Origin of the sequence: uncultured Methanobrevibacter sp. (genome assembly GCF_900314695.1) — an archaeon.
GTDB lineage: Archaea > Methanobacteriota > Methanobacteria > Methanobacteriales > Methanobacteriaceae > Methanocatella.
This window is the reverse complement of the sequence record NZ_OMWD01000023.1, coordinates 1-11,901: the sequence shown is the minus strand read 5'-3', so window position 1 is coordinate 11,901 and position 11,901 is coordinate 1. Positions and strand designations below refer to the sequence as shown.

11 protein-coding genes are annotated in these 11,901 nt (G+C 25.4%); 4 read left to right on the top strand and 7 right to left on the bottom strand.

Annotated features, from left to right (window positions below; genetic code table 11):
- Window positions 1-96 precede the first annotated feature (96 nt).
- Both QZN45_RS08155 and QZN45_RS08150 read right to left on the bottom strand, forming a co-directional pair.
- Window positions 97-2,241: a hypothetical protein gene (locus QZN45_RS08155; protein WP_296812394.1), complete on the bottom strand. Its 2,145-nt coding sequence runs from the start codon at window positions 2,239-2,241 to the stop codon at window positions 97-99.
- A gap of 316 nt (window positions 2,242-2,557) precedes the next feature.
- Window positions 2,558-4,168, bottom strand: a complete 1,611-nt coding sequence (locus tag QZN45_RS08150) for a phosphorylcholine transferase LicD (protein WP_296812393.1) — start codon at window positions 4,166-4,168, stop codon at window positions 2,558-2,560.
- Between the two features lie 452 nt (window positions 4,169-4,620).
- Between QZN45_RS08150 and QZN45_RS08145 the strand changes: the two genes are divergently transcribed.
- The gene (locus QZN45_RS08145) at window positions 4,621-5,391 is read left to right on the top strand and encodes an ABC transporter permease (protein ID WP_296812391.1); all 771 of its coding nucleotides are present in this window, start codon (window positions 4,621-4,623) and stop codon (window positions 5,389-5,391) included.
- A gap of 9 nt (window positions 5,392-5,400) precedes the next feature.
- Complete coding sequence (locus QZN45_RS08140) at window positions 5,401-6,597, top strand: ABC transporter ATP-binding protein (protein ID WP_296812389.1); 1,197 nt, start codon at window positions 5,401-5,403, stop codon at window positions 6,595-6,597.
- Between the two features lie 75 nt (window positions 6,598-6,672).
- Here the strand turns inward: QZN45_RS08140 and QZN45_RS08135 are convergent, their stop codons facing one another.
- Window positions 6,673-7,140, bottom strand: a complete 468-nt coding sequence (locus QZN45_RS08135; RefSeq protein ID WP_296812387.1) for a hypothetical protein — start codon at window positions 7,138-7,140, stop codon at window positions 6,673-6,675.
- 381 nt (window positions 7,141-7,521) lie between these two features.
- On the opposite strand from QZN45_RS08135, the gene QZN45_RS08130 reads away from it, so the two are divergent.
- Window positions 7,522-8,712: a hypothetical protein gene (locus tag QZN45_RS08130; protein ID WP_296812385.1), complete on the top strand. Its 1,191-nt coding sequence runs from the start codon at window positions 7,522-7,524 to the stop codon at window positions 8,710-8,712.
- A 173-nt stretch (window positions 8,713-8,885) separates the two neighbouring features.
- Entirely contained in the window at window positions 8,886-10,100 is a 1,215-nt protein-coding gene (locus QZN45_RS08125; RefSeq protein WP_296812383.1) for a hypothetical protein, read from the top strand.
- A gap of 267 nt (window positions 10,101-10,367) precedes the next feature.
- Here the strand turns inward: QZN45_RS08125 and QZN45_RS08120 are convergent, their stop codons facing one another.
- The 4 genes from QZN45_RS08120 to QZN45_RS08105 form a co-directional block, all read right to left on the bottom strand.
- Complete coding sequence (locus QZN45_RS08120) at window positions 10,368-10,529, bottom strand: hypothetical protein (protein WP_296812380.1); 162 nt, start codon at window positions 10,527-10,529, stop codon at window positions 10,368-10,370.
- Between the two features lie 209 nt (window positions 10,530-10,738).
- On the bottom strand, window positions 10,739-10,996 hold the full coding sequence (locus QZN45_RS08115; protein ID WP_296812378.1) for a hypothetical protein: 258 nt from the start codon (window positions 10,994-10,996) through the stop codon (window positions 10,739-10,741).
- 167 nt (window positions 10,997-11,163) lie between these two features.
- Window positions 11,164-11,301, bottom strand: coding sequence for a hypothetical protein (locus QZN45_RS08110; protein WP_296812376.1), 138 nt, complete (start codon window positions 11,299-11,301; stop codon window positions 11,164-11,166).
- Window positions 11,302-11,390: 89 nt separating this feature from the next.
- Window positions 11,391-11,901: transposase (locus QZN45_RS08105; protein WP_296812375.1), on the bottom strand; the 511-nt coding region annotated here is incomplete at its 5' end.

The following is an 11,901-nucleotide window of genomic DNA, read 5'->3' as shown; positions in this document are numbered from 1 at the left end:
TATATATTATGTATTTTATATATATGTTGTTAAAAAATAATAATCAATATTAAAAACACCTTCTTAATTATTCTAAAGAAGGTGTGTTTTAAGATTTTATTTAAAAGTACTTTGATGGTCGAATGGTTTCCATGTTACATGAATTGTAATTTCTTCACCATTTTTTACATTTTTGCTGTAAACATAAGGTTTGTCATGCCAAGTTAAGATATTTTCTTTTAATATTTTTGCACCATTCACTGTAAATTCAGAATAATCTATATAAACTGGGAATCTGTTTCTATTTTTATCCCTTACATCTTTACCTTTAAGGCTGATATCAAGTTTGCCGTCTTTAACACATCTGAATTTCAAATCCATTGAATTGTTTTTACTTTCAACTACTAATGCCCCTCCATTTTCAGGTTTAATCCAGGCAGGCTTTTTATGAATGGAGTTTGCATCTGAACAACTAATAAATTCAATATCATTGTTGGCACCCTTGTTGATAATGTCGATTCTAGCTGTGTTATATATTAATAGTTTTTCGATTATTTCATTATCAATTTGCCCATAATCGTTTCCAGTTTCAATAAAATGATTTAACCAGTCATACCAGTCTTCATCTGCATTAAATTTGCTTATTTCAATATCATTCAATACCTTCATTATTATAAATGCAGGACATGCAAATTGAAGAGGAACATATTTCATTGTTTTAATTCTTGTTGCGAATTTATTATAAAGTTCTGGGGAGTAATATATTTCAAATTGCTTTCTAAATGCTTTTGAGAAAAATATCTCTTTTAAATTTTCATCGATTTCACGAACGCTAATTGGGCTGTGTGATTTGTCTCTGGTTGTATTTTTTAGTTCACTTGAAGCCAATTCATATCCGTTAAATGTAAATGGATATTTCTCATTAAATTTTTTCGCATATTCAATTGTTTCTTTTTTAATTTCTGATGTTCCATTGAAATCGAAGTCTAAAAGTTTAGGACAATATCTTAAATAAATTATAGCAATTAATAAATTTTTATCGATATGGATTCCGTCATGCCTTTTAATTTTATTTATTTCAGGATCTGAAAGTGGACTTATACTGAATTCATTAGTTAGATATTTTTCTATAGTGCCTCTTCCAAAATGATATGTGTGAATGGTTTCTCTAGAAATCCCATAGTCAACATTTTCATCATTGTAAGTTCCATAAAAATCATTTTTGATGTGATTTACATTATAATCAATAATCTTTTTGGTGGATTCCACTAATTCTGGTGAAAAAGACTCTGCAAGCTCAATATATTCATGAAGCGGCATTACATGGCTGTAATCCCTGATATTTTCTCCACCATATCCAGTTATGGAGTAACATGGGTTTACATTTTTGAAATATTTATAGAATAATTGATGGTGGATTCCTAATTTGATATTTGCAGATAGTTTAAGTGATGTCTCTTTTTCTTCAAAATAGTAACGATTTAAATTAAATGGGCTTAAATCATTTAATCTAAAATTGAATTCTTTTGCTATTTTGGAAGCTATTTGATAATCTTCCTTATGTGTATATACTTCATCTTTTATTGAGCGTATATGAATTTCATTTAAATTAATATTTGATGCTAACAATAATGAAAAAGTTATCCTGGAGTCGAATCCACCGGTTAAATCAGCAGTAATGTTATTTGTTTGTTTTTTAAGATTTCGGAATAATAAAGTCCATCTATAAAACCAATTGTCTATAATATCAAAAGCTTCCTGTGAATCCAAATCCACAGTTTTTTCTTTATAATCAATAATTTCGTATGAAATTTTTTCTGAAACAGTATCTATTTTTATCACGTAGTTTCTTGGAAGGATTTCAATTTCATTCACTAATGTTTGTTTATAGATGTAAGAACTATAATTGTATGCTAAAAGTGTATTAGCGGCATCTTCATTAAAAGATATGGCATATCTTTGCTTTACATAATCCAATAGTTTAACAAATGAGTTTGATATGCAGAACACATTTTCATTTTTATACACGTAAAGTCCAAAACTTCCATTGGCATCTTGTTTGATGATGATTTCATTATATTCTCGGTCTATATTGATGTAGGCTCCTAATCCTGAAAGGTTAACTGTATTATTGAAGTTGTCTCTTGTATAAAAATTGCCTTCATCAATTAAATATCCATAAAATTCACTTTCTACTTCATTTAATTTATTGGAATCAATTATAAAAAATTCATCTGCATATAATTCATCATATTCGCTCATTTTTACACCTAACAATATATTATATTATACTTTAATTTTTATATTAAAAACTATTTAGGTTTTACTCTCGGCACTGTTTTCAATATTTATTTTTCAAAACTATTTGTTAAAATAATAAACAATTTTATTATGTGGATTAATGTATGCATATCATAAAATTATAGGTGTCCCAATACATGCTGTTAATTTTTCTTTATCCTTAACAAAAGATTATAAATTGAATGTCAGATTGGTAAATTATGTTGCTTGATGCACATAATCCAAAGGTTGAAAAAGTGTAATTTCATTCATTTAATCACTTAGAGTTTAATGTGCATTACTTATATCTGAAATTAATTTCTTTTAAAAGACTGATATTTCTCTCAAAAGTTACTAAAACATCATCATATTGGGATAAAGCATCAAAAAATCCATGATTATAAATAGTTTTTGGAACTTTCATAAAGTCGTCACCATACTCCTGTCTAAGGAAATCTTTCGGTTTATTTGGACAAGGATAATATCTGTCCTCAAATTTTATTTGACTGAGTGGAAATACATTTTCATGACTAATCTCATTGTAAGTAAAGTGTTCAATGCCTAAAATCATTGTATCTGTCTGATTATTTGCAACATTAAATAATTTGAAATACTTTTCCAAAGCGACCTCCCTGTCAACGCCTGCCTTTAGCTCATCAATGAATTTATAATGTTCATTATAAAAAATAGATTTTACATGTTCATAATCATCAATTGTCCTGTCAATGTAGTCATATGGAAATATATCTACAAAACCAAATAATCTTCCTTTATCGAAGTATTCCAGTTTGATAAATGATAATAATGAATTGTTAGGGCCTTTTTTATTTAAATTCACTTGAATTGAATTTTCAAGATTATTTTCTTTAAGTTCATTATGGATTATTTTAAAGAATTTATCGTAATCTGATCTCATCATGGAAATGTCATAGTCATCGTCCCAGGGGATATTTCCTCCATGTCTGACAGCACCTAATAAAACTCCAAAATCTAACCACCATTGCAAACCATATTTTTTACAGACATTGCCGATAAAGTCAAGTAGTTGATTGTTGAGCTCACGGGAATATTTTGCTATTGCTGTCGGTTCTAATTTGTTGAATTTAAATATGTTGTTGAAAAGTAGATTATAAGAGTCTAAAACTTTAGCGGTGTCCTTTTTATAACTATTAAATTCATTAATTAGATTATTGTAATTTTTTGTTAAATTTAAATAGATTTTATATAATTCCTTATTATCGACATATGGAAATAGATTAAGTTTTTCTTGTAGGATATAGTCTTCAAATTGATTGTAAATTTCATTGATGTCCTCAAAGCTATTGAATTCATAAGTTAAGTTATTTTGAAATTCATTAAGTTTTGGAAAATAATCAAAAATGGTTTTAAATTCTACTTTAATTTTTATTTTTTCATTGTTTTGGCATAGTTTTGTATATGTATAGGAGTTATCGTGCCATGTTAAGTGATTATCATTAAAAATAGGTAAATCATTGTAGAGTAGTTGTTTGTAGGCAATATAAATTGGAAGTCTTGTAGTGGGATTGTTTCTATAATCAATACCTTTTAAATTCAATTCTATTTGTCCAGATCCATTGCATTTAATATCTAAATTTAATATTTTATTTTCAGATTCAATAATGCATCCATTTCCATTATCAAACCAAGTAGGATATTTAATATTTGTGTTAATTTCTTCATTTAAGACTTTAAGTGATGCTGTTTCCCCTTTATTTCTTAAATCTATTCTACAGGTTTTCCATGCATTGAAATATCTATTAATATAATATTCAAATCTCCGGATATCATATTTTCCTTTGAAATATTCATAAAAAATTTTGCATGTTTCATCATAAAATGTTTCAATCATTTTTAATTTGAATGTATTAAGTTGGTTTGTACTAATCATATCATATCACGCTATTAAATTATTGTAAAACAATATTTCATTTGGTTCTGATAATTAACTTTTGAATAATTCTAATCTGTTATCAACACTTATTTTTTTTAGGATTTTATCAATTCATAAAATCCTAAATAAAAACATCCTTTTCATAATCTTGAGTATTTAACCCAGGAATAATCTAAAACTCTTAACTTGAAGAATTATTTTCCCATTCATTTAGAACATGATTTTCAACAATCAATAAATTTGTTTTTATTTGTATTATGGGGTGGGAAAATAAGAATTTTTAAACCATTTAAATTTTTCATGTGAATTTTTAAGTAGGTAATCTCTCAAACACATTTAATAATTTATTTGCAATATAAATTATTATTTTAAAAATATTTAAATCATGTTGTTAATAATTATATATTAGTAAATACTAATTAAGTTATATAATTTTAAATGTTGATTTTATGAGTTCAATTAAAAAAAATGATATATTTTTATTGGAAGAAATTGTGAAAAAAAATTTTTCATCAAAATATAAGGATTCTGTTTTAGGGGTCATGTGGACAATTTTAAGTCCATTATTGATGATGGCTTTGTTTACAATAATATTTTCAACTATTTTTGGGAGAAATATAGATAATTATGCTGTTTATTTCTTGTGTGGATGGTGTTTATTTCAATTTTTTACTTCTTCTATATCCTCATCCATGGATGCACTAAGAGGAAATAAATCTATTTTACAAAGAACTCCTGCTCCAAAATATATTTTTGTTTTAGGGGCTATTTTATCTGAATTTTTAAATTATTTAATAATGTTAATTCTTTTAGTAATTATAATGTTTATTACACATGCCACATTTCATTTTCCTATCATATTTTGTTCAATTATTCCAGTTATTTTATTATTTGTTATGATTGTTGGTTTGGGTTTAATGTTATCAATAGCATGTGTGTATTATACTGATATTAAACATTTGTGGACAGTCATTTCGATGATGTTTATGTATGCTTCAGCGATTTTTTATCCAATAGATATTATTCCAGAACCTTTTAGAGGTTATATGATGTTAAATCCTTTATATTGGGCTATTGATCAATTTAGGTGCTTTATTTATCAAGGAACTGTTCCAAATTGGATTAATTTAATAAATTTGTTATTATTATCTTTGATAATACTAATTTTTGGAATTATTGTATTTAAAAAATATGAGGGCAATGTGGTTACCAAATTTTAGAGGTGTTTCATGAATCAAAAAAACAATAATTTAGAATTTAATAAAGAAGTAAATAAAACTTTTAATGATAATTCATTAAATAATCAAAAAAATGTTGCTATAAAAAAGATTATGGATAAATATGGGTTATCATTTCATGAAGCCAATAAAATTTTGATTCATCTTGAACAAAAAGAAAAAGCAAAATTTAATTCTAAAGGAAGTTTAAAAAAACAAGTTAATAATCCTAATGTTATATCTAAACCTGTTTCAAATCTTAAAAATGATGCAACTTTAGTAACTGATAAAATTGGTTTAGAACGAGAAAATGATAATGTGTCCAAGGAACTAAAAGATAGTAAAAATCAAGCTGATGTAATTCATAAAAATAAGCATGTTGATGAAAAAAAAGTTGATAATCTCCTTGAAGATATTATACCTGATTATAATAAGCAGGTTTCAATAATTGTTGATCACGCCGATTTAACTTTCGAAGTTCAAACTGAAAAAATTGACACATTAAAAGAAACTTTTGTCCGTACTTTAAAACGAGATAAATCTAAAAAAATAAAAATTCATGCTATAAATGATGTTTCTTTTAAAATATATAAAGGTGAAAAGGTAGGTATTATTGGGTATAATGGTGCAGGTAAATCTACTTTACTAAATTTAATTACTGGTATTTATTCTCCTGATAAAGGAAGTGTAACTACCTATGGTAATATTTCACCATTATTATCATTAGGTGCAGGATTTGACCAAAACTTCTCTGGAAGGAAAAATATAATTTTAAATGGTGCAGTTTTAGGATATGAAAAGGAATTTTTAGAATCAAAAATGGATGAAATTATAGAATTTTCTGAATTAGGTGAATTCATTGATATTCCTATTAAAAATTATTCAAAGGGCATGCTTGCGAAATTAGGGTTTTCTATTGCAACGGCTGTAAACCCTGATATTTTAATTATTGATGAAATTTTAGGTGTTGGGGATGTTAATTTCCAGAAAAAAAGTGCTGATAAAATGAAATCATTAATGGATGGGGGAACTACAGTTTTATTAGTTTCTCACTCTATTCCTCAAATTCGAGAATTGTGCGATAAAGCCGTTTGGATTGATAATGGAAAATTAAGAGAAATTGGTGAAGTTAATAAAGTTTGTGACCATTATCTTAAGGATGCTGAAAAAGCAAGTAATGAACAGTTAGCAAATATACAGTTTAAATAGTTTGGGATAGTTAAATAGTAATTTATTTAACTTTTTTCCCTTAATAAATATTTTTTCATGATTTCAGATAATTTCTTAGTTATTTGCTGATTTTATCAAATCAAGAAAGATACTTTCTTCAATCGAATTATCTCCTCCATCATGTATGAAATAAGTTTGATTGTTTTTTTCAAACCAGTAACCTATTACATGATTTTGATTGTTAACTGTTTTATAAACTAAATTATTTTCTACAGTGAAATTGGAACATGGAATTGAAACTGACTGATTTTGCTCATGCCAATACTTGAAATATTCATTTAAATGATTTTTTATGTATGAATCGTTATAATGTCCTATATAAAAGGAATTAGTGTCATTAGTAATCTTAATCTGTTTATTTTCATTTGTACCGTTTTCATAATATTTGTCGGGTATTGTAAAATTGGTGCCGGCTACATTAATTACTTTTTTTTCATTTGATGTCTTTGAATGTTCTGTAAAGCCAATGAATATTAATAAAAGTGCAATAATTATTATTAATATCAGAAATTTTTTCTTCATAAAATTCACCTTATTATATATATTTTTTTTATTAATATAAATATTTTCTAATATTCATAATTTGTAGATATGTTCAATTATATCGGATTATATTTTTTTTTGATTGAAAAATTCTTTAAAAATAATTTATTTGCTTATTAAATAAAATCATAGCGAAATTTCAGTGTCTAAATCATTTTTTTTATAATGATCTTGATTTCGTTGATGAAGAAAACAATGATTTTCAAAAGAATTATGTAATAGTAATCATTGAATTCAAAATAATGAAAAAGAAAAAAGCACATAGTTTTTGAAGATTTGCGAAACTTATAGAAATATATTTAAACTGTAACTAAATATATGATATTATATATAAATTTGTATTAAGAGTGAGGTGTGAAAATGGAATTTGTATTATTTAAATCTAAAAAAAAATTAATGCATTCTGAAATAAAAAATATTAAAAACAAATTTAATAAATTTAATTCATTAAATTCTGATACTATTAATTTTGAATGGATTTCAAAAGATAAAAAAACAATTTTCGTTGGAAAAGATTTTAAAATTGATGTTAATAATAATTATGAAACTTTTAATATAGATCAAAATGGTAATTTATCATTTATTAGTGGATGGTTGAAAAAAGTTTATGAAAATGAATTATTAATTGCAGAAAAAATAATTAATTTATCTGATTTCACCAATATTGATGGCTTTTTTACAGTTGGATTTATAAAATCCAATGGAAATGGGGAGATTTATACAAAATATTCTAATCATAATTTATTTTATATGAAATTAAACGATAAATATGCAATATCAACTAGTTTCCATATACTTGAGGATTTTAGTAATTCTAATATAAAATATAAAGTTCCGAATATTTTTGACGGAAAAAATGTAAAACTTCAAGAAATTTATAAAATCCCTTCTAAAAGTAAAATAGAATTACTTTCTTCAAATTTAATCATTCAAGAATATTCAAATTATTATAATTCTGAAAATAATTATTTTAATAATCCTAAAGAATTTTGGTTAGATTTTTATAATAATAGTTTATCTAATGTTAAATCTTTTGAAAAGATATTATTTGATTCTAATATCTTAACCTCTGATGATGAGTCAATGTATAATGGGGAATTTAAATCCATTTTGTATTATGATAAAGGTATTAAAGGGGATTGTAATAATAATTGGGATAAGAAACTTGTTTTGATGATTCGAAAACCTCATGGTACATTGGTTAAGAGAAGGTCTGGAAATTGGTTTAGTCCAATATCTAATAATAAAGTTCATTTTTTACCTTCCAGATTTAAATTAAATATTGATATACTACAACATAATTCAGCTGCAAGGATTGTATTAACTAATAGCGAAAGAAAATTTATTTCTAAAAAATTCATCGATTTGGGTATTCCCACAAATGGCGGTCATTTAACTATTTGTTATGATGAAGGAGATATAATTTTCATAACTGATGATAAAACTACTCATTATAATTGTGATTTAGGTTCAAATGGAATCGCAATACGTATTGATTTATGGGGTGGAAATGAATTCTTATTTAAAGAATTAAGTATTCAAGAGTTATGATTTAAGGTTATGTTTTGAGTAGGTTATAAGCAAATATTTAATGAGGAGATAATTTGCAGGAATTAGTAGACAATATAATTTATTGCGAGTTCGAGGAACTTGAAGATGTTGTTTTTCTTTATAATCAACGATTTGGTTTATGCATTACTTTCAATAATGTTAAATATGAATTTTTGTTAAATTTAAAAGAAAATTGTGATAAACTAATTGTTTTTGGTTCTGGTGCATATTCTATGAGTAAACCTCGAGAAAGATTTGGTCCCAAATTTGATAGGTGGTCATGGGATTTTGAATATTCGACAATACATTATAATGACCCTACGTTATATTTAAGTAAGGATATGAAAGCGGGTTGGGGTGTTGGAAAAACTGATGATTGGTATCTTGGGAATATTGCAAAAATAATTTCAATTATTTCCAAAAAGATTAATGTTTTTAATAAAAACATATTATTTTTTGGTTCTTCACAAGGAGGATTCACAGCTATTGTATTGTCTATTTTAATTAAAGAGTCTAAAGCTTTAGCAGATATCCCTCAATTTGATTTATTTACTTATTGGTCATTTCATTGGGAAAATCTAAAAAAATACTCTTTTCTTGAAAATGATGATTCTATTATTTTTGAAAAATATGGATATAGAACTAATATTATTGAATTAATAAAGAAAGAAAAATATATTCCTAATATTGTATTAATTTTAGATTTCAGTGTTTTATTTGATTTGGAATCTCAATACATTCCTTTTTTTAAAAAAATTGCGAAATTACCTTTTAATTATCATGATTTTATTAAAATAATGATTGGAAATAAAAATCAAGGTCATAATCCTTTGTTTAAAAAGTATATTGTGCCTATAATTTACCATATTTTAGAAGATAATCTAAATGATTTTCTTCCAGATCATGAAAATATTACAAAAGAAAATTGGGATAACATGTTGTTGAATGATAATGAACAATTTGAATTATTTGATAATCAATTATGGGAATGTGATAAAAATGTGAAATCTAAAATTGATAATGAAATTATATGTTTTTATCATGAATGTGCTCAAGAATTTAGGGGAATAACTTTACCATTTCAACTTCCTAAAAATTTTACAATTAAATTTAAATTAAAATATTCCATTTTCACTAGTCTTTTCATTGATTCAAAATTATTTGTTACATTTAGGAATTCTCCTTTAAATTATGATTTGCCTTTGTCAAGTAATGAATGGCATGATATAGAAATTATCCGAGACAATGGGCAAATTGTCGTTAAGGCTGATGGAGAAGGAATCAGAGTAAATGAATCAAATGGCAGTTTTTTTTCGATAAAGGTTTATGGTTCTAATAATTATGTGGCTATTAAAAGAGTTTATATTAAACAACAACATGAATTTTAATCGATTTTTCAAAAAAGTTACTTAAAGAAAAATTCATTATTTTTAAGGAGTTTGTTAATAACTCATTAATTTTATAATTTTGTTTATTTTTTTATTTCAGAGTGTCTGCCAAAATTAAATTTTGTCTGATTTGTTGTTTTTTTTTTTAAAATATTGTTGCATCAAGTTTTAATTGATTTTTAATGGATGTACTTTTGCAGAAATCTTCAAATCTTCTGTTGTATTTTTTATTTATTATTTTATATTGTATAATTGTATTAAATTGTATTATAATACATTTAATTTATTCTTTCTTCTGTTTTTACCATTCTCTGCGACTACTTCTTTTTCTATTTGGATTTGTTCTTTGAATATTCCAAATGACCCTTCAACGTTTAATCTTTTAGTGTGTTCATATTCATATTCTTGTTTTTCCATTTTCTGGTTCATTGCTTTTTGCATTTCTGAACCGTATTTTGTGATGGTTTTGTGTATTTGTAAGAATGAACAACGTTTTTTTCTTGCTTGCAGTTTTTTATAGGATTAGTAATTATTATGGGTCTTATTTCATCTGTTTTTTCATGGATCTTTGTGTGGTTCAACATATTTTGCAAAAATGTACATATATTGATTTTTCTTGTCATTTAAATGCATTTAATTCATAAATGGTCTTTGTGATATGGATTTGAGTTTAATTTTCCTATTTTTTCTTTTCTTTGCTTTTTGTTTGGTATTAATCCATCTATTTTTTTTATATGCAAGTTGATTTTGATAATTTTGGTTGGGTTAATGTTTCTTATTGCTCTTTCCGAGATGTTTGGTAGTTCATAATGGTCTGTAGGGTTTTTTGTGACATTTATTGTACATGTTAATTTGGTATCGTAATCGACTGCAGATTGGATATTATAGGCAACCATGAAATTTCATTTCTTGCATTTCATAAATTTGCTTCAATATCGTTTATTTGTATTTTATTTTGGCCTGTGAATGTAAATTGTGTTTTTATTTCATATTATTGTTCTAACTTATCTTCATCATCGATGTATTTCTTTTCGAACAATCTTTGAGATGGTATATGGAGTTTTTAAAGGGATTTGGAGTCTACTGGTCGTCTGTAGTAATTGACTAATATTATTGTTTCTTTTTTGTTAGGTGTTGTTGGAATTGTATGCTTTGATTGTTCCATCATTAACAACATGATTAAATTCTGTAAATCCTTCATTAAAGGCTTTTTTTTTAATGTTAGAGGATGTGACGCAAAATTTTTAATTGAATTTTGTGTTTATGATTTTTTGATATTTTTTATTATTTTTAGTTGTTTTTCTTGTTTATTTCATTGTATATTCTTTTTAGGTTATGTCCGATTGTGTATAGTTTGAATTCTGTGTTTGTGTTTTTTATTCCGGTTGTGGTGAATTCATGTAGTTTCATGTTTTGTTTTATATGTGCAAATGGTAGTTCTGCTGTTTTTGATCGTTTTTTGTAGATTTTTTGTGCCCAGTCTGTTTCCATTTTCCGCTGCATTCTAATCTTGGAAGGGTTTCCATAGTCTTGGATTATTCTGTAGTTCTTTTTATTGCAGCAGATTTCTTTCATAATGCAGTTTTTACATTCGTTTGTCCAATAAGTTATTCTTTGTTTGTTTTTATATTCGTATGTTCTTCTTCGATATAAAATTTCTCCTAAAGGGCAGATATAGGTTTCGATTTCTGCATCGTAGTCAAAATTATCTTTTTGAAATGGTTTTTCCCATAGATTGTACTTTTTTTCTTTTCTTGAGAGTTTTCTAGTGGATATGTATCCATCTAGGCCTTTTTCTTCG

Bases quoted from the DNA above. Each gene is read 5' to 3' on its own strand.
- QZN45_RS08155 (WP_296812394.1), bottom strand. From the start codon at position 2,241: ATGAGCGAATATGATGAATTATATGCAGATGAATTTTTTATAATTGAT.
- QZN45_RS08150 (WP_296812393.1), bottom strand. From the start codon at position 4,168: ATGATTAGTACAAACCAACTTAATACATTCAAATTAAAAATGATTGAA.
- QZN45_RS08145 (WP_296812391.1), top strand. From the start codon at position 4,621: ATGAGTTCAATTAAAAAAAATGATATATTTTTATTGGAAGAAATTGTG.
- QZN45_RS08140 (WP_296812389.1), top strand. From the start codon at position 5,401: ATGAATCAAAAAAACAATAATTTAGAATTTAATAAAGAAGTAAATAAA.
- QZN45_RS08135 (WP_296812387.1), bottom strand. From the start codon at position 7,140: ATGAAGAAAAAATTTCTGATATTAATAATAATTATTGCACTTTTATTA.
- QZN45_RS08130 (WP_296812385.1), top strand. From the start codon at position 7,522: ATGGAATTTGTATTATTTAAATCTAAAAAAAAATTAATGCATTCTGAA.
- QZN45_RS08120 (WP_296812380.1), bottom strand. From the start codon at position 10,529: ATGAACCAGAAAATGGAAAAACAAGAATATGAATATGAACACACTAAA.
- QZN45_RS08115 (WP_296812378.1), bottom strand. From the start codon at position 10,996: ATGGTTGCCTATAATATCCAATCTGCAGTCGATTACGATACCAAATTA.
- QZN45_RS08110 (WP_296812376.1), bottom strand. From the start codon at position 11,301: ATGAAGGATTTACAGAATTTAATCATGTTGTTAATGATGGAACAATCA.